We start from the raw sequence: 17,737 nt of genomic DNA, 5'->3' as shown, positions 1-17,737 counted from the left end.
CGGGGTCAGGCTGAGCCTCAGGCTGAGGGGAGACGGCCCATGATCCGATCGACGTCGACGATGATCGCGACGCGCTCGGGGTTCACGCTCGGTTGCCGGTATCGCAGCGCATAACGCCGCACGGCCTCGGCGACCTCGTCGGGGTCACGCGTGACACGCGCGACGCCTTCGAGCGTGAGCCAGTGCCCACCGTCGATGTGGCCGAACGCGACCCGAGCGGCTCCGTCGGCGGCCTCGATGTTGCGCACCTTCACCGACCCCTCGCGGGTGATGGAGCGGGCGGTCCTGGTCGCGGCGTCGTATGTCACGCCGACGGGGACGACGTGTGGCGTCCCGTCGGGACGCAACGTGGTCAGCGTGGCGAGGTGGTAGTCGCTCATGAACGCGATGAGCGAGGGGTCGTCGAACGCGATGCGGGGCATCAGTCGCGGAACGCTTCGTGGTGGCGGATGACCTCGGAGATGATGAAGTTCAAAAACTTCTCCGCAAACGCGGGGTCGAGGTCGGCATCGACGGCGAGGGCGCGAAGCCGCGCGATCTGACGCGCCTCACGTGCGGGATCGGCGGCCGGCAGGTTGTGATCGGCCTTGAGCCGCCCCACGCGCTTGGTGCACTTGAACCGCTCAGCGAGGATGTGGATCAGCGCCGCATCGATGTTGTCGATGCTCGCGCGCATCTCCTCCAGCTCCGCGATGACGACGGGAAGTCCGGCCTTGTCGGCGCTCAGGTCACGGGGTTCGCTCACGCGACCTGAGTCTACGGCCCCCCTTTTGGGTCGCCCTGACCGTCTCGGCTAGACTCATCCTCGGCCAGCGGGCGATCCTCGCGAGGCCATCGCCGCTTTAGCTCAGTCGGCAGAGCGTCTCACTCGTAATGAGAAGGTCGTCGGTTCGATTCCGACAAGCGGCTCCACTAGTTCTTGCAGGTCAGAGGCGGTCTTCGGGCCGCCTCTCATCGTTTTCCAGAGGGCGAGTCGAGCCCCGAGCAGCCGCCCAAGTCACCCGTCGTCTCCCTAGGCACCGCGAGCTTCGCAAGTACATCCTGCAGAGCAACGAGATCACGTGGTAAGAACGGGCATGCGCTGCGCGGTCGCCATCGGGTTGATGGCGATCCTTGTCGGCGGATGCTCGGCAGCTCGCTCGCCTAGCAACGATCCGTCGGTGGCCGCGCACTCTGCGTCCGCCCCGGCGATTCCCATCAGCCTCGAAGAGGTAGATCCGCTTCCTCGGGCAAGTTACACGCGTTTGGCCGGCGTATGGATTCGTCAGGGTGGTGAGGCGGTCGGCGTTGATGCGCTTGAAACTCCCGCAACGATTCTGATCGTGAAAGCTGATGCGACGTCTTTCGACGGCGAGGCAGCCATCAAGCAGGGCAGGATCGAGGTGCGCCCGATCGGCGTGAAGGGATCCGTGGAGAAGATTGCCTCACCGCCCGGTCGTAGGCCAAGGCAGATCAACGGGTCGGATTTGAATACCCGTTACGTGGTGTGGACGGAGATCGAATCGGTTGACCTCGGAGTCTCTCCTTGGGTCCTCTTCGCTTACGACCGAAAGACCGGCATGACACGAAAGCTCACGGAAGCGCCAAAGGTCGACGGCAGAACCCCTCCTCCACCTCCCGGTTACACCGGGCCGGTCGTCGCCGGTGGGAGGGTCTTCTGGGCTCAGGTCGGCGGGAAGTTCGGTGCGGAGGCGGTTGACATATGGGGATGCGAGATCGGGAATTGCCTCCCCAAGGTCGTGATGCGCGGCGCAGCATTTCCCGCGGTCACCTCGACGGAACTCTACGGCGTCAGGTCGGCGCGGTACGAGGGAGTCAGGGACTCCAGGCGGATCACCTCTGCCACGATATCCAAGGTTCGTTTCGGCGGCGGTGAGCCGGCCGCCGTGAAGCAAGTCCCACTCGGAGAACAGGACACCTTCACAGGATTCGCCGCGAGTGACGCTGGGCTCGCATGGATCGTCGGCCGCAAGAAGAGTCCCGAAGAGCAACGCATGTATCTCACCGTTACCGAAGACGGTAACGAGACCACATTCGGTTCGAGCGCCAACGGTGGGTTCGGCTATCCCGTGATGACCGATCGGTTCGTCGCGTGGGCCGAGACTTCCGGCAACGCTCCAGGTGAACTGGGGGGATACCTGTACGACCTCGAGTCCAAGAAGCTTAATTCCATCGGAAACACACTCGGTCTCTACGGAATCGAAGGAGGTGGCGACCTGCTTGGGTGGCAGGAGAGCGAAACACCCCAAGCCCGACCGGAGGACATCGAGTACGTCATCGTTCGCTTACGGTAATTCGGCTCATCACAGTTGAGGGTGTGGAGGCAGCCGATCGACCTGGCGGCGCGTCGATGACTGGATAGGGGTCGAGGTCTCCCAAGGATGAAGGTTCCTACACGCCTCATCCGGAAGACCTCGACATGCCAGACGCTACCTTCGCGCGCCCTGACCTGACCAAGTTCTGCCGCCTCGACGAGCTCGGTCTCGTTGCCACCGGCGAACGCCTTGAACCCGACCGTGCGGTCCTTGCATGCAGGGTTCTCGATCCCGACCAGTGGTGCCGACCCTGCGGCTGCGAAGGCACCGTTCATGACACCGTCACCCGCCAACTGGCCCACGAACCACTCGGCTGGCGCCCGACCACCCTGGTCGTGACGATCCGCCGCCCCGGTGCTCGGGCTGTGGGCACGTGTGGCGCCAAGACACCACCGCCGCAGCCGAACCCCGGGCGAAGTTGTCGCGTCGTGGGCTGCGGTGGGCACTCGAAGCGATCGTGGTTCAGCACCTGACCGTGGCCCGGGTCGCCGAAGGGCTCGGCGTCGCGTGGAACACCGCCAACGACGCCGTCCTGGCCGAAGGTCTTCGGATCCTGATCAACGACGAGCACCGCTTCGACAGCGTGGCGGTCCGCGGCGTCGATGAGCACGTGTGGCGCCATACCAGGCGCGGCGACAAGTACGTGACGGTGATCATCGACCCGACCCCGATCCGCGACAAGACAGGTCCGGCATGCCTGCTGGACATGGTCGAGGGCCGCTCGAAGCAGGCGTTCATGACCTGGCTCGCGAACCGTCCCCCGGCGTCGCGCGACGGGGTGGAGGTGGTCGCGATGGACGGGTTCACCGGCTTCAAGACCGCCACCACCGAAGAACTGGCCGACGCGGTGACGGTGATGGATCCCTTCCACGTCGTCCGGCTGGCTGGTGACGCACTGGACCGGTGCCGGCGTCGGGTCCAACAAGATCTGCACGGCCACCGCGGTCGCAGGGACGAACCGCTCTACCGCGCACGGCGGACCCTGCATACCGGCGCCGACCTGCTGACCGACAGACAGTGTTAACGGCTGGTCGACCTGTTCGTGGCCGATGTCCACGTCGAGGTCGAGGCGACTTGGGGGATCTACCAGCGCGTGATCGCCGCGTACCGCGAGCCCGACCGCGTCCTGGGTCGCGAACTGATGGAGAAGTTGATCGCCTCGATCAGCACCGGTGTCCCGAAAGCGCTCATCGAGGTCACCACGCTGGGCAAGACCCTGACCAGACGCGCCGTCGATGTGCTCGCCTACTTCGACCGCCCGGCACCAGCAACGGACCCACGGAGGCCATCAACGGCAGGCTCGAGCACCTCCGCGGATCAGCCCTCGGCTTCCGCAACCTCACCAACTACATCGCCAGAAGCCTGCTCGAGACCGGAGGCTTCAGACCTCGACTGCTACACCCTGGATTGTGATGAGCCTGGAAAGGGCAGTGTCAGCATGTGGAGGGCGTCGGGTGAACGACAAGCAAGTTTGTCCGAACAAACAAAGTTGTTCGAGAAATCTTCGATGCGCTAGTTTTCGTGCATCCGGCGGGCCGCATCCTGTACGGCGTTGAGACGCTCTGCCCTCATGGCCTCGCGTCCCATCGCCACCCAATGAGGGGGAGCCGTGACGGCGGCACCCGTGCCGAAGGGAGGTTGCGGTGCATACTCGAGAGACATCTCGATCCACGATCCCTTACGGGCACCGAAGACCTCGCCCGCTACCCACAGAGCCAGGTCAATGCCCGCGCTCACGCCCGCCGCAGTCGCGAAGGGGCGGTCGACCACGACCCGTTCCTCCACAGGAATGCACCCGAGGTCGGCCAGCATCGGATGAGAGGCCCAGTGTGTGGTGGCGCGGCGACCTTTCAGCAGACCAGCCGCACCAAGAACGAACGACCCCGTGCAGACCGAGCAGACCCACGAGGCACCCGCAGCTTGCGCCTCGACGAAAGCGAGCAATTCTGAGTCGGCCATGGCATCGACGATGCCGGGCCCGCCCGGGATCAACAAAACAGACGCCGACGGCGCCTCGGCCAGATTGCAGGAAGGCACCACGACCGCGCCCAGGTCAGTGACAACCTGGGGCTCTCGCGCAGCCAGATGGATCCTCGCTCCGGGACAGCGACCGAAGACTTCCACAGGCCCGACATAGTCCAGTTGCGTGACGCCGGGAAAGAGTAGGACCACTACGTCGAAGTGCTCAGTTGACGACTGCTCGGTTGTCAGTTCCACGTCGCTCCCTAGGTGATTTCGCGTGACCCACGATACGCTGGCGCATTGAAGAATGTCGCGCGGAACCTTCACGGATCGATCCGCTCATCAGCGATCGCCTGCTCGGGGTTGTTTGGCGATTGTGTGCGAATATCCAGGCGCGTGGGATGTCGAACTTAATATCGTCTGGGCCGCACAGCCCCGACGCGGAGGCAATGCTTGAATCACATCAGGGTCAGATCGGCATGAGAACTTGTGGTCTGAAGTTCTGAAAGTTCCGTCTCAAGTTCAAAAGGCTTCCCTCTATGCGACCGTCGTTATGGGAGGCAGTGACGTGAGTGGCGGAGCTCGGGAAAGCGAGCACATCATCGACCCCTATAGGCGCGCGTGGAGACGGCGCACGGAGGCAGACGTCAACTCCTTGGAGTTGTTTCAGTCTGAAGTCGGTAGCCGGGAACGTGTCGACGAGGAGGAGTGGAAGCTCTATTCCCCCACTTTGGGAGAAACGAGTTCCTCCTTCGAAGCTGGCGAAGGAACTACGCCGAGCGGGCCTTCGGTCGCTGCGCGATGTGGTTGGGCAGACCTTCAGGGTTTGGCGCTCGAGCCCGCGAGAGCCGCGCTGGATGAAGGAGCCGTCCGACGTCGAGTTGCTTGGTCAAGACTCGCAATACTGGAGTGCCAGTGACTGAACTGCCGTATTCTTTTGGTGACGAGGAGTATCGCTGGCTCGAGCGAGCTTGTGCTGAGTATGAACTCGACGAAGGTGAAATGTCTCATGCTTTCGCGATCTGGCTCGACCCGATAGCGGGTCAACTGGATGAATGTGCGGTCGTACTCGGGCGTCAAAGAGTCGGTTCGACGCGAGTTTCAACCGATGTATGGCGCGAGTTACGGAGTCTCCAGTCACGACGGATCTTCGCGAATGGCGCACTGGAAGTTAATCCGAACGATCCCGCTGTCGCCCTACCTGGGCGTTCAGCTTCCGCCTCGTCAGCGGCGGTCCTGCGTTCAGCGCACAGCCTGGTCCTGCTCGGACAGGCCTTCGTTTCTACACCTGAGTTTCAACGCTTCCGGGAAGGACCGTCACGATGAATGCTGGAAGGCCCGGCGAGCGTGAGACGACGCCAACGTTTGAGTTGGCACGAGCCTGTTTTCGTATCTTGCTTTTCGGCCTTCTGGCAGCCGTCCCGTTGCTATGGTCGGGCGACGAGAGCGACGGAGGAAATAGAGCGTTTCTGCTGGTCCTCGCCGCGATGGCGACAGCGCTGTTGGCGTGGGGGCTTGTTGACAGTGCCATCGCGGTCCACGCGGCGATGAAGCGACGTAGGTAGTCGTTGAGCGGTGGATCGTTGTCCCCACCTGGGTTGTGAAGACCAGGTTGGAGTTGCTGGCCAGGTGTTGGAGAGCTCTTGCTGATGTGGATCGTGTCGGAATCGAAGTCGATCGCGTCCCACTTCAGACCGAGTATGGGTCGGGATCGGATCTGTGGCATCGATGCAAGGTGGCGAGAATGCTGACGGTTAATGGTGAGCTGCCGACCGCGGGCGAGTTGAGCGGTGCCCGCACCGTCGAGGTCCTCCGTCTACCCCGTGGCGAGCGTTCGATGGATTTCCTTGCTCCGGTGGTAGGGCAGATCGAGGAGTTCCGAGTCCCGGAGGGGAGTCGTCTCCGGGCAGATTTTTCGGTGCTGGAAGCCGCCGCGAGCTTGGAGTTGTTGGATCTATCGGGTGCGTGGCCGGCGGCGGAGGTCGGGCTCTCGGAGTTGCCCCGGCTCCGGACGTTTATGCTTCCTCCACCGCGGCAACGAGGTCACTACGTCGCCTCAGCGCTTGCGAATCCCCACCTCCGGGCTCTCGAGATTCAGGACTTGGCCGAGGGGGACCTCGACCTCGTGCAAGCGCCGCTCGAGCAACTGCATGTGTGGCGCTCGACGACGGGAATCACCGGTGTTCCGGCTTCGATGCCTCAGCGTTCGTTGACGTCGATCCAGCTCTACCGCATGCCGGCCTTCGACTTTGGGTGGATCGACCGGGCGGTCGACTTGCAGAAGGTCGAGGTATGGCGAGTCGCGCACCTGCGCGGGCTCCGCCATCTCGTTGATCGCATACACCGCCTCGAGACGGTTTCCTTCGAGGACTGCCCACGCGTGGACGAGCCGGAGTTGGCGACCCAGGTTAACGCCGACCATCTGTCCGTCATTGGTCGCACGAACATCGACCGTGACGCGGTGGAGCGCGTCTTCCCGATGCTCCGCAGGGAGTTTGACGGTGAACCGCTGGAGAGCTTTTGGAGTTTCGGTCCGTTCGGTAATGCCGTCGCGATGGAGGTTGTCGGAAGGGTTGAACGAGCCGCGACACCAGAGGAGGTGTCGTCAATCGTCGATGCGGCCCTGACACGATTCGAACTCGTCAGCGCTGATCCCTCTACTGTGCGATCTTCCATCGCGGCTGCAGCGGTCGTGGCTGCGGCGGTCGGCGCGGTGTTCGAGGAGCCAGTCACTCGGAACGGTGCGTTCGGAACCCCTCTGGAAACCACATACCGAGGTCCGTCGCGTTGGGGACAAGCTTCGTGGTCACCGTCCCGTGAACTGCTCTCGCGTTCGCATGAGGTGATCGCCTACGTCGTCCGGGCGAATGATCCTGACGAGTGGGCGAATCTCTTGGATGATCCGTATGGCTGCTTCTGGGTGAACGCGGCTTTGGAAGGCTTGCGGACCGCGTTGGAGCGTGCGCTTGCTGGAAGCAAGGGGTGAGTTATGGGTGTATGGGCATTCGGAGTGTTCGAGAGTGACGATGCCGCGGACCTTGGCTTCGAGGTGGATGATGCGGAGTCCCCTGACGACGTGAAGGGGGTACTGACTGAGGCCATGAACGCTGTGCTTAGCGATCCGATGCACGCAGAGCGAAGCGATGTCCTCGTCGCGGTGGCGGCTGCGGCCCTCGTCGCTTTGTCCGTCGGCGGTGACCTCAGCTTGGAGGGGATCGACGAGTACGGTCCCCAGACCTGGGATCCGGTCTCCCTCGGTGCCGACCCACGTCTTATTGCATCAGCGCGCGAAGTCGTAGGGCTTGTGTGCTTGCCGCTCGCGGAACAGCCATGGAACGGTGAGGAGCCCTTGTGGGATTCCGCAGAGGACCACGCAGCCTACCTGCGCGAGGTGTCGGCCATCCGGGACACGTTGGCGGCACAGCAATAGGCGGCCTGGTCTTTCCGCGGGTCAGAGGCTAGCGGAGCACCCCGCACGCTGCCCGCGCGCCGGCGTCGCCGGTGGCCAGTGTCGTCGCGTCCGGGCCACCCTGGCCCGCGGCCGAATAGCGGTCGGGGATGTTCGCGAAGTTGTCGCGTCCGGCGTGGACCATCACGGCCGAGCCGTCTGCGTCACGCAGCTCCCGCAGGGTGAACCGGTCGGTGACGAACTTCAGGCGTGCGCGGCCGTTGTCGGTGACCAGCAGCGACGGCAGGTCGCCGGCGTGGTCGCCGTGGTTCGGTCGACCGCCGGTGTAGTGCCCGCCCGCCGAGGTGAACGGTCCGTCCGGTGCGTTCGCATCACACCGGCCGACCGCGTGGATGTGGAACCCGTGGAAGCCGGGCGCCAGGCCTCGAGCGGTGGCCTTCACCACGACCTTGCCGCGAGTCTGTCTCAGCGTCACCCGGCCGACCGTGCTGCCGTCGGCGCTGTGCAGGGTTGCCCGGGCGATCTTCGCCCGTGCGTGGCCGCGGTCCGCGCTCGCGGTGGTGGCGTTGACGGCGAGCGCGCCGGTCGCCACCACGAGAGCCGTCGTCCCCGCCACGGCCAACCGGCGTCGGTTCATCCAATCGGGCATCTTCCTCACCTCATCCGTGAGTTGTTCCGAATCCTCGTCCCACGACGCTCCCCCCGACGACTGCGCACTGTCAAGGTCGTCGGGCGGTGGTCGGGCGGTGGTCGGGCGGTGGTCGGGCGGTGGTCGGGCGGTGGACAGCGGTCGGTTGCGCCGTACCGGTTTGCCGAGCAAAGCCCGGGGAACCCGAGGGGCGTGGCAAGCCGCACCGCAGAGCAGCGAGTACGCGTTCCCGCGCTGTGCACCTCATGGCTGGACCTCACCTTCGTCCACTGGCGCGTCGCGCCGGAGCGCGTCCAGGCGGTGCTGCCGCCATCCCTCACCGTCGACGAGTACGACGGCGCGGCGTGGGTCGGTCTGACCCCGTTCCGGATGGCCGACATGCGACCGCTCGGACTGCCCGCCATGCCGGGCACCGCGCGCACCAGTCCGGAGACCAACCTCCGGACGTACGTGCGCGGACCGGACGGCCGGGACGGGCTCTGGTTCCTGTCCCTCGACATCGGCACCCGGGTGCTCGCTGCCCTCCTGAGGACAGCTGTCGGGGCGCCGTACCACGGTGCCGACCTCAGCGTCGAGCGCCGCAGCGACACGGTGGTCTCGACCGGATCCCGGCACGGTGGCGGGCCGTCGTACCGGCTCGAGGTCCAGGCAGGTGCCCCCGCCGAACCCGCCGATCTCGAGATTTGGCTGACCAGCCGGTGGCGCGCCTACACCCGCCATCTGGGACAGATCGTGGTCACGCCGGTGGAGCACGAGCCCTGGCCGCTGCGCGCGGCACAGGTCCGGCGACTCGACCAGGACCTCACCCGTGCAGCCGGGCTCGGGGACCTGGCCGAACCTGACACGGTCCACTTCTCTGACGGCGTGAGAAACGTACGGCTCGGTGTGCCGTCGCTCGCCGGGCGCGCCTGAGTCCACTGGACGAGAATGATCGGAGCGGTTCAGGGCACTGGGTGTTGATTCCCTGCCACCGAACGAACGATCGGAGAGGACGTCTCCTATGACCGACGAGCGCAGGCTCACCACCCGACAGGGCCACCCGGTCTACGACAACCAGAACCAGAGGACCGTGGGAGCACGGGGTCCGGCGACCCTGGAGAACTACCACTTCCTCGAGAAGGTCAGCCACTTCGACCGCGAGCGCATCCCGGAGCGTGTCGTCCACGCCCGAGGCGCCGTGGCGTTCGGCACCTTCGAGGCGACGGGGCGATGGGGCGACGAGCCGATCGAGCGATTCACGCGGGCCAAGGTCTTCAAGACCGGCAAGGTCACTGACCTGGCGATCCGCCTCTCGACCGTCATCGGCGGTCGCGACTCCAGCGAGACGGCGCGCGACCCGCGCGGTTTCGCCGTGAAGTTCTACACCGAGGACGGCAACTGGGACCTGGTCGGCAACAACCTCGGCATCTTCTTCATCCGGGACGCGATCAAGTTCCCCGACGTCATCCACTCGCTCAAGCCCGACCCGGTCACCTTCCGGCAGGAGCCGGCACGGATCTTCGACTTCATGTCGCAGACGCCCGAGTCGATGCACATGCTGGTCAACCTGTTCAGCCCACGCGGGATCCCCGCGGACTACCGGCACATGCAGGGCTTCGGGGTGAACACGTACAAGTGGGTCAACTCCGAGGGCGAGACCAAGCTCGTCAAGTACCACTGGCTGCCCCAGCAGGGTGTGAAGTCGATGACCGAGGAGGACGCGGCCAACATCCAGGCGGGCGACCTCGGGCACGCCTCGAAGGACCTCTACGACGCGATCGAGAGCGGCGACTACCCCAAGTGGGACCTTTACGTCCAGATGATGGACGACCACGACCACCCTGAGCTCGACTTCGACCCGCTCGACGACACGAAGGTCTGGCCGGAGGAGGTCTTCGAGCCCAAGCACGTCGGGACGATGACGCTCAACCGCAACGTCGACGACCACCACAACCAGAACGAGCAGATCGCGTTCGGCACCGGTGTCCTCGTCGACGGGCTCGACTTCTCCGACGACAAGATGCTCGTCGGGCGGACGTTCTCCTACAGCGACACGCAGCGCTACCGCGTCGGTCCGAACTACCTGCAGCTCCCGGTGAACTCGCCGAAGCACGCGCGTCCGCAGACGAACCAGCGCGGCGGTGAGATGAGTTATCACATCGACCTCGCCGACGGCCAGAACCCGCACGTCAACTACGAGCCGTCCACCATGGGCGGGCTGCACGAGGCGGCCAAGCCGGCCTCGAGCCAGGCATACGGTCCTGAGATCGTCGGTCGGCTCACCCGCGAGCGGATCCCTCGTACGAACGACTACGCGCAGGCGGGCGAACGGTTCCGGCTGATGGAGGACTGGGAGCGTGACGACCTGGTGAAGAACTTCGTCGCGAACATCTCCGAGGCCACCCGCGAGGTGCAGGAGCGGATGGTGTGGCACTTCTTCCTCTGCGAGGACGAGCTCGGCGAGCGGGTCGGTGAAGGCCTGGGCATCACGGTCGACGATGTTCGTGGTCTAGCGCCGCTCGAGACGCAGACGCTCAACGAGGAGGAGCGGCGTCGCCTGGAGAACCTTGGCAAGAACGGCCCCCGCGACGTCGAGGGCCACACGATGACGCACTGCGTCCCCAACGAGCACGTCGTCGTCGAGCGGAGCTGAGCGACTCCTTCAGGCCGGGTGGCCTTTTGGGGTTACCGGACGGTACTGCGTACGGTCGTCCGTGGCGCGTGACCGCGCGCCACGGACGAGGAGTGTCATTTCAGATGGACAAGATCGGTGTGGTCGGCTGCGGCCTGATGGGTGCGGGGATCGCGGAGGTGTGCGCGCGGGCGGGCGCCCAGGTGGTGGCGGTCGAGTCGAGCCCCGAGGCTGCCGCGGCCGGTCGCGCGAGGATCACGAAGTCGCTGGAGCGCGCCGAGTCACGCGGACGCATCGACAGTGCCGCCGACGTGCTCGCGAGGATCAGCGTCGTCGAGGATCTCGAGGCGCTGCGTGACCGTGACCTCGTCATCGAGGCGATCGTCGAGGACGAGGCGACCAAGGTCGCGCTCTTCAAGGAGCTCGACGCGATCGTCGAGTCTCCCGAGGCGATCCTGGCGTCGAACACGTCGTCCATCCCGATCATGAAGCTCGCCGTCGTGACGTCCCGCCCGGGCCAGGTCCTCGGGATCCACTTCTTCAACCCGGTGCCGGTGCTCTCGCTCGTCGAGCTGGTGCCGAGCCTGCTGACCAACGAGAAGACCACGCTCCGGGCCCGCTCGTTCGTCGAGGGCCAGCTCGGCAAGCACGCGATCCTCAGCCAGGACCGCGCGGGCTTCGTCGTCAACGCACTCCTGATCCCGTTCGTGCTGTCCGCGATCCGGATGCTGGAGTCCGGCTTCGCCACGGCCGAGGACATCGACGAGGGTCTCGTCCGCGGTGCGGCGCACCCCCAGGGACCCCTCGCTCTCGCCGACCTCATCGGTCTCGACACGACGAAGGCCGTGGCGGAGTCGCTGTACGAGGAGTTCAAGGAGCCCCTGTACGCGCCCCCGCCGCTGCTCGCGCGGATGGTCGATGCCGGTCTCCTCGGACGCAAGACCGGGCGCGGGTTCTACACGTACGAGTGACCGCGACCGGTCACTCTGACCGGTCACTCCGGGATGCGCGGCTCCGTCTGAGGCGGCGGCGCGACGGGAGTGGGGTCACCCGGGTCGGGGTCCAGGCTGGGGACGACGTCCGGCTCGATCGTGTCCGGGTCCACCGGGTCCACGGGGTCGCCGGGGCCGTTCGGGTCGATGCTCGGTGTGCTCATCACCCCATCGAACACCCGCGCTGCGGTCCGGGCAACCGTCACCCGTAGGCGGCCGAGCCGATCCGACGGGCGGCGTCTCGGACCAGCTGTTCAGCGCGTTCGGCGACCTCGGGTCGGCTGGTGATCACCGCGACCGCCGCGCGTCCGCCGCGCAGGCCGGGCACGGGCGCGGCGATGCCGTACGCACCCGGGTTCAGCTCGGCGTGCGTGGTGACGACGCCCGCCGACCGGGCGTCGGCGACGCGGGCGGGCTCGTCCGGTGCGGGTGGGCCCGAGGCGAGCGCGGCCAACCCGCCGGCGCCACGGTCGAGCGGGTCCCGGTTGCCGAGGCGGTAGGAGAACCGCGGTCCGTCGGTGGGCGGCTCGGCGACGACGGTGCTCACGGCGGCACCGGCAACCACCTCGACGAGGCTCGCGGTGGCATCGAGCTCCGTGGCCAGATCCTGGAGCACGGGCTCCGCCGCAGTGTGGAGGCGTGGGCGGGTGCGGTCGGCGAGGGTCGTGAGCGTCCTGCCCACCTGATAGCGACCGCCCGCGTCACGCTCGACGTACCCGTTCCGTTCCAGGCTCACCAGCAGGCGATGGACGATCGACCGGTGCAGGCCAGCGCGCACGGCGACCTCCGAACCCGTCGCACCCGGCGCGTCGGCCACCACCTCGAGCACGAGCAGCCCGCGCTCGAGCGTCTGGGACCCGCCCCCGTCCCCGGTTTGTGCAGTTCGTCCAGGTCTCGCCGTCATGATTCCTGGTCCAACTGCACAAATCGCGGACGGGACGGACGGGACGGACGGGACGGGCGGGACGGGCGGGAGGGACGGGAGGGACGGGAGGGGGCGGGGAGGATGCGGCCGCGGACCTCGCCGAGAGTCACGGTGCCGGCACTCGCGCGCAGCACCACCTCGTCGCCGTCGCGCAGGAACGTACGCTCCTCCCCGCCGGCGGTCCACGGCTCGCGTCCGCCCCACGAGAGCTCGAGGAACGACCCGCGCTCCCCGCGCTCCGGACCCGACACGGTGCCGGAGGCGAAGAGGTCGCCGGTCCGCAGCGACGCGCCGTTGCTCGTCAGGTGCGCGAGCATCTGGGCGGGACTCCAGTACATCGTCCGGTACGGCGGGCGGCTCACGACCTCACCGTTGAGCTCGACCTCGAGCGCGAGGTCGTACCCGGCCGGCTCCGCGACCTGGAGGTACGGCAGCGGCGGCGGATCCTGGCTCGGCAGGGGAACGCGGGACGGCTCGAGCGCGGCCAGCGGTGTCACCCACGGTGAGACCGAGGTCGCGAAGGACTTGCCGAGGAAGGGCCCGAGCGGCACGTACTCCCACGCCTGGATGTCGCGGGCCGACCAGTCGTTGAGGAGGACCACCCCGAAGACGTGCTCGGCGAAGCCGCTCGTCGGGACGGAGTCACCGAGGCGGCTCGGGGTCCCGACGACAAAACCGACCTCGGCCTCGATGTCGAGACGCGCGCTCGGGCCGAAGTCGGGCTCTGCCGCATCTGGACCCTTGCGCTGGCCCAGCGGGCGTACGACGTCGGTGCCCGAGACGACGACCGTGCCGGCGCGCCCGTGGTAGCCGACCGGCAGGTGGCGCCAGTTGGGCAGCAGCGGCTCGGCGTCGGGGCGGAAGATCCGCCCCACGTTGGTCGCGTGGTCCAGCGAGCAGTAGAAGTCGATGTAGTCGGCCACCTCGAACGGCAGGTGCAGCGTCACCTCGTCGAGACGGTGCAGATGCCCGGACAGGCGCTCGGGCCCGGCGTCGTGGTCGAGGAGCGTGGCCTGGAGCCATCGCCTGATCTCGTCCCACGTGGTCCGCCCTGCGGCCATGAGCGTGTTGAGCGTCGGGCCGCCCAGGTGCCGGCCGAACCCTTCACCGCCTTCACCGCCCGCGGCGCCCGCGAGGTCGAGCACGTGGTCGCCGATCCGTACGCCGATCCGGTGCTGGCTCGACGGTCCCTCCGAGCGGAGCCCGAACACGCCGTACGGCAGGTGGTCGACGTCGTACCCGGACCCGGCGCCGCCCGGGACCCACGTCGTCGCGGCCGTCACAGGAGCCCCAGCGAGCGCAGGTCCTGCACCGGTTCGTCGATGCTGCAGGACCCGAAGGACGTGAACCACGTGCGGGCCTCGGCGAGCGCCTCCGGGCCGACCGCCCCCGCGTCCTCCATGAGCACCTCCGCCGACTGCTCCTCCAGGACGACGGCGACGGTGCGCAGGTCAGCACGGTCCAGGCTCGCGCGGGTCGCCAGCAGCACGTTGAGGAAGCCGTGATGCACGAGTCCGGTCGCGGGATCCTCGGCGCGTACGGCGTGGTGCAGGCCGGCCGTGCACTTGAAGGCGATCCCTCGCTCGACCAGCGCGACGATCGCCGTCGCCAGGGTGTCGGGCGTCGGGAACGCCTCGGCGGTCGCGCCGCCGGTGCGCAGCTTGACCCGCACGCCGCGGGCGGCGGCAGCGTCCGCGGCGGCGAGCCATGCCGCGTCGAGGGGGTGGCTCGGGAGCGCCAGCTCCAGCGCGGTCGGCGTCGCGTTCTCGCTGGTCGTCCGCAGCGTCTCGACGGCGAGGTCGACGGCCCCGGGCGTCGCGGCAGGGAGGCGGGTCTCGAGCGACTCGAGCAGCAGAGTCGACGTGGCCCCAGCCTGGGGAGCCGCGACCGCGAGCTCCTCGGCGGTCCCGACCAGGGCGACGTCGAGCGGAGCGGCGTCCGCGTCGGTCGCGGCGATGGAGACAAGGTCGTCGAGCGACGCGGCGGGGACGACCAGCGGCCCGACGAGGTCGGTCAAGGGCGACGACCGGTGACCGCGGTGGGCGCGTACGGCGTCGGCCAGCGCCGCGTTGCCGGGAGGGAAGACGGCCGCGTCGTCGATCAGGGCGCGGAGCATCGGGGGGACGGTTGACATACCGGAACCCTAAACCCAGGATGTTCTGAAAGGGAACCGCGCGGACCGATTATCGGAAAGGTCCGGCGGGCGGCACGCGAGGGGGAGCCCACGGTGGTCTACTACCGCAAGGTCGGTGACGTCCCGCGCCAGCGCCACACGCAGCTGCGCGACGAGGGCGGTGCGCTCCGCTACGAGGAGCTCATGGGCGAGGAGGGCTTCTCGTCGGACTCGTCGCTGCTCTACCACCGCGGCGTGCCCCACGCGATCAGCGCGAGCGAGGTCTGGGACCTGCCCGATCTGGCCACGACCGCGAACCACCCCATCCGGCTGATCCACCTCAGGCTGCACGAGCTGTTCGACGAGGCCGAGGCGAAGGCGCTCGATCCGGTGACCGGACGACGACTCGTCCTGGGCAACAGTGACGTGCGGATCTCGTACGTCGTGGCGGGCGAGACCTCGCCGTACTACCGCAACGCGGTGGGGGATGAGTGCGTCTTCGTCGAGGCGGGGACCGGTGTCGTCGAGACGGTGTTCGGCGTCGTGCCGTACCGGCCGGGCGACTACGTCGTCATCCCGCGGGCGACGACGCACCGGTGGGTGCCCGCGGAGCTGAGCCGCCTCTATGCGATCGAGAGCAACAGTCACGTCGCGCCGCCGAAGCGCTACCTGTCGCGGTACGGCCAGCTGCTCGAGCACGCGCCGTACTGCGAGCGTGACCTCCACGGCCCGGACGAGCCCTTCGTCGTGGACGGCACGGACGTCGAGGTGCTGGTCAAGCACCGCGGATCGGGTCCGTCGGGAGTGGTGGGGACACGGCTGACGTACGCCACGCACCCGTTCGACGTCGTGGGCTGGGACGGCTGCCTCTATCCCTACACGTTCAACATCGAGGACTACATGCCCATCACCGGCAAGGTGCACCAGCCGCCGCCGGTGCACCAGGTTTTCGAGGGGCACAATTTCGTGGTCTGCAACTTCCTGCCCCGCAAGGTCGACTACCACCCGCTGTCGATCCCCGTGCCGTACTACCACTCCAACGTGGACTCCGACGAGGTCATGTTCTACGTCGCCGGCGACTACGAGGCGCGCAAGGGCACCGGCATCGGCGTCGGCTCCATCTCGCTGCATCCGGGAGGCATCGCGCACGGGCCGCAGCCGGGCGCGGTCGAAGCCTCGCTCGGGGCCCAGGAGTTCGACGAGGTCGCGGTCATGGTCGACACCTTCCGGCCGCTGGAGCTCGGCGAGGGTGGCACCGCAACCGACGACCACGCGTACGGCACCGCCGCCGCCAGGGCCCTCGGCTCCGACTGACCCCGGCAGCGTTGGTGCCGTCACCACGCACGAACCGCCCCAGCGTCAGACGCTGAGGCGGTTCGGTGTCTCGGTACGAGATCAGTGGCGGTCGGACTCAGCCCGGTCGCCGGCGTCGTAGAAGTCACGGCTTCCGGACTTCGCCAGGCCGCGGCTGACCATGTAGCCGATCGTCAGGAGGGTCACGTAGAACCATGCCTCCTGAGGACCGAAGTCGCTGCCGTCGACGAAGGCCGAGGCGATCAGGACGCCGAGCGCGACGACGACGTAGGCGATGAGCTCGCTCGTCTTGAAGGACGCCTTGGTCTCGGTGCTCAGTCGGGCGGTCGAGCGGTCGTGGTTCTGGTGGGTGGCATGCGTGGTCGACATTGTGAATTCCTTGTGTGAGATCAGGAGGCTCTAGCCGGATCGGCTCGGCCTCTCCCGGGCCGCGAAAACGCGATCAAACTCAGGTACCCGGCGGTAACATCTCCAAACCTCCCCGACCGCGGCGTGCGCGTCAGCGCATGACGCTCAACGGCAGGTACGCGCTGACCACCCAGTTCGGTGCGTCGACCACCTCGCTGATCTTGAGGTCGACCACGACGCTGCACAGCACGTAGGCGTCGCGCGGGTCGAGCCCGTAGGTGTGGCCGAGGTGGTCGATCATCGCCCGCACGGCGTCCTGAGCGGCCCGCATCAAGGACGGCGCCACCCCGGTCGTCGCATACCAGCCGGCATCCTCGAGCCCCGTGCGCAGCGCACCGGGAGTCCGGAACTGCGGCCCGGGGATCGATCGCCCCTGGTGCAGGCGAACGCGTACGGAACCGCGGGCCGCCCATTCGACCGCGCTCACGCACACCTCGCCGTCACCCTGCGCCGCGTGCGGGTCGCCGATCGCGAGCCGAGCGCCCGGCACCTGGACCGGCAGGAACACCGACGAGCCGACGACGAGGTCGCGGCAGTCGAGGTTGCCGCCGAACGTGCCTGGCGGCATGACCGGCAGCGGCTCGACGGTGTCCGGGCAGACGCCGACGACGCCGAAGAACGGACGGACCGGCACGCGCGCCACGTCGCCCATGTCGGTGTGGTCGCCGTCGATCTCCCAGCGGAACAGGTACCTCTCGCTGAAGTCGGCGGCGAGCAGTCCTTCGTCCGGCCCCAGCACGGTCCAGCCGAATCCCTTGGTCCCTTCCGCCTCGAGGATCTCCACCTCGAGCACGTCACCGGGCCTTGCGCCGGCGACCACGACGGGGCCGGCGAGCGGGTACATCGGCCGTGTCGGGTCGGACGCAGGCAGCGCTCCGCCCGTCGGCACCTCGTCGTACCGCCCGTTCACGGCATCCTCGCAGTCGAACGACACCGTGTCGCCGGACGCGACCTCCAGCCGGGGCTCGTGGGTCGTCGTCCAGAGGTGCTGAGGATCGCCGGCGAGGTCGTGGTGGGTCATGCCGACGATCCTCGCGCA

The 17,737-nt window shown here is 67.4% G+C and carries 17 protein-coding genes, 1 tRNA gene and 1 pseudogene; 9 read left to right on the top strand and 10 right to left on the bottom strand.

Annotation, left to right across the window (positions count from 1 at the left end; genetic code table 11):
- Positions 1-17 precede the first annotated feature (17 nt).
- Positions 18-422: a pyridoxamine 5'-phosphate oxidase family protein gene (locus tag KV097_RS15690; protein WP_220343174.1), complete on the bottom strand. Its 405-nt coding sequence runs from the start codon at positions 420-422 to the stop codon at positions 18-20.
- Positions 422-694, bottom strand: coding sequence for a chorismate mutase (locus KV097_RS15685; protein ID WP_308289477.1), 273 nt, complete (start codon positions 692-694; stop codon positions 422-424). The genes KV097_RS15690 and KV097_RS15685 overlap by 1 nt, the downstream gene beginning before the upstream one ends.
- A gap of 142 nt (positions 695-836) precedes the next feature.
- On the opposite strand from KV097_RS15685, the gene KV097_RS15680 reads away from it, so the two are divergent.
- The 3 genes and pseudogenes from KV097_RS15680 to KV097_RS15670 all read left to right on the top strand — a co-directional run bounded on the left by KV097_RS15680 (position 837) and on the right by KV097_RS15670 (position 3,728).
- A tRNA-Thr gene (locus KV097_RS15680) sits at positions 837-912 on the top strand.
- Positions 913-1,160: 248 nt separating this feature from the next.
- Positions 1,161-2,294 (top strand): hypothetical protein, encoded by a 1,134-nt coding sequence (locus tag KV097_RS15675; RefSeq protein WP_220366384.1) that lies wholly within the window; start codon positions 1,161-1,163, stop codon positions 2,292-2,294.
- 125 nt (positions 2,295-2,419) lie between these two features.
- Positions 2,420-3,728 (top strand): annotated as a pseudogene (locus KV097_RS15670) (ISL3 family transposase).
- Between the two features lie 99 nt (positions 3,729-3,827).
- Here the strand turns inward: KV097_RS15670 and KV097_RS15665 are convergent.
- Complete coding sequence (locus tag KV097_RS15665; RefSeq protein ID WP_220366383.1) at positions 3,828-4,604, bottom strand: DJ-1/PfpI family protein; 777 nt, start codon at positions 4,602-4,604, stop codon at positions 3,828-3,830.
- A gap of 1,408 nt (positions 4,605-6,012) precedes the next feature.
- Here KV097_RS15665 and KV097_RS15660 point away from each other — a divergent pair.
- Together KV097_RS15660 and KV097_RS15655 are read left to right on the top strand one after the other, a co-directional pair.
- Positions 6,013-7,263 (top strand): hypothetical protein, encoded by a 1,251-nt coding sequence (locus KV097_RS15660; protein ID WP_220366382.1) that lies wholly within the window; start codon positions 6,013-6,015, stop codon positions 7,261-7,263.
- A 3-nt stretch (positions 7,264-7,266) separates the two neighbouring features.
- Positions 7,267-7,707, top strand: coding sequence for a DUF4259 domain-containing protein (locus KV097_RS15655; RefSeq protein ID WP_220366381.1), 441 nt, complete (start codon positions 7,267-7,269; stop codon positions 7,705-7,707).
- A 28-nt stretch (positions 7,708-7,735) separates the two neighbouring features.
- Here the strand turns inward: KV097_RS15655 and KV097_RS15650 are convergent, their stop codons facing one another.
- Positions 7,736-8,335, bottom strand: coding sequence for a superoxide dismutase family protein (locus KV097_RS15650; protein WP_220343177.1), 600 nt, complete (start codon positions 8,333-8,335; stop codon positions 7,736-7,738).
- 192 nt (positions 8,336-8,527) lie between these two features.
- On the opposite strand from KV097_RS15650, the gene KV097_RS15645 reads away from it, so the two are divergent.
- The 3 genes from KV097_RS15645 (at position 8,528) to KV097_RS15635 (ending at position 11,917) form a co-directional block, all read left to right on the top strand.
- A complete protein-coding gene (locus KV097_RS15645) occupies positions 8,528-9,247 on the top strand; it encodes a YqjF family protein (RefSeq protein WP_220366380.1) in 720 nt (239 codons plus the stop codon).
- A gap of 88 nt (positions 9,248-9,335) precedes the next feature.
- Positions 9,336-10,967: a catalase gene (locus KV097_RS15640; RefSeq protein WP_220343179.1), complete on the top strand. Its 1,632-nt coding sequence runs from the start codon at positions 9,336-9,338 to the stop codon at positions 10,965-10,967.
- 104 nt (positions 10,968-11,071) lie between these two features.
- Entirely contained in the window at positions 11,072-11,917 is an 846-nt protein-coding gene (locus KV097_RS15635; RefSeq protein WP_255559668.1) for a 3-hydroxybutyryl-CoA dehydrogenase, read from the top strand.
- Between the two features lie 23 nt (positions 11,918-11,940).
- Here KV097_RS15635 and KV097_RS15630 read toward each other — a convergent pair whose 3' ends face one another.
- From KV097_RS15630 to KV097_RS15615, 4 genes are read right to left on the bottom strand one after another with little or no spacing between them, the layout of a single operon-like run.
- Entirely contained in the window at positions 11,941-12,102 is a 162-nt protein-coding gene (locus tag KV097_RS15630) for a hypothetical protein (RefSeq protein ID WP_220343181.1), read from the bottom strand.
- A 38-nt stretch (positions 12,103-12,140) separates the two neighbouring features.
- Positions 12,141-12,842, bottom strand: a complete 702-nt coding sequence (locus tag KV097_RS15625) for an IclR family transcriptional regulator (RefSeq protein WP_220366378.1) — start codon at positions 12,840-12,842, stop codon at positions 12,141-12,143.
- Positions 12,839-14,146, bottom strand: coding sequence for a fumarylacetoacetase (fahA, locus tag KV097_RS15620; protein WP_220366377.1), 1,308 nt, complete (start codon positions 14,144-14,146; stop codon positions 12,839-12,841). Before fahA ends, KV097_RS15625 begins: the two co-directional genes overlap by 4 nt.
- Positions 14,143-14,997: a hypothetical protein gene (locus tag KV097_RS15615; RefSeq protein ID WP_220366376.1), complete on the bottom strand. Its 855-nt coding sequence runs from the start codon at positions 14,995-14,997 to the stop codon at positions 14,143-14,145. The genes fahA and KV097_RS15615 overlap by 4 nt, the downstream gene beginning before the upstream one ends.
- Positions 14,998-15,090: 93 nt before the next feature.
- On the opposite strand from KV097_RS15615, the gene KV097_RS15610 reads away from it, so the two are divergent.
- On the top strand, positions 15,091-16,290 hold the full coding sequence (locus KV097_RS15610; protein WP_220366375.1) for a homogentisate 1,2-dioxygenase domain-containing protein: 1,200 nt from the start codon (positions 15,091-15,093) through the stop codon (positions 16,288-16,290).
- Between the two features lie 81 nt (positions 16,291-16,371).
- Here the strand turns inward: KV097_RS15610 and KV097_RS15605 are convergent, their stop codons facing one another.
- Both KV097_RS15605 and KV097_RS15600 read right to left on the bottom strand, forming a co-directional pair.
- A complete protein-coding gene (locus KV097_RS15605; RefSeq protein ID WP_220343186.1) occupies positions 16,372-16,659 on the bottom strand; it encodes a hypothetical protein in 288 nt (95 codons plus the stop codon).
- 130 nt (positions 16,660-16,789) lie between these two features.
- The gene (locus KV097_RS15600) at positions 16,790-17,719 is read right to left on the bottom strand and encodes an acetamidase/formamidase family protein (protein WP_220343187.1); all 930 of its coding nucleotides are present in this window, start codon (positions 17,717-17,719) and stop codon (positions 16,790-16,792) included.
- Positions 17,720-17,737 lie beyond the last annotated feature (18 nt).

Source organism: Mumia sp. zg.B17 (genome assembly GCF_019550915.1).
Taxonomy (GTDB): Bacteria; Actinomycetota; Actinomycetes; order Propionibacteriales; family Nocardioidaceae; genus Mumia.
This window is presented reverse-complemented; position numbering and strand designations above follow the sequence as displayed.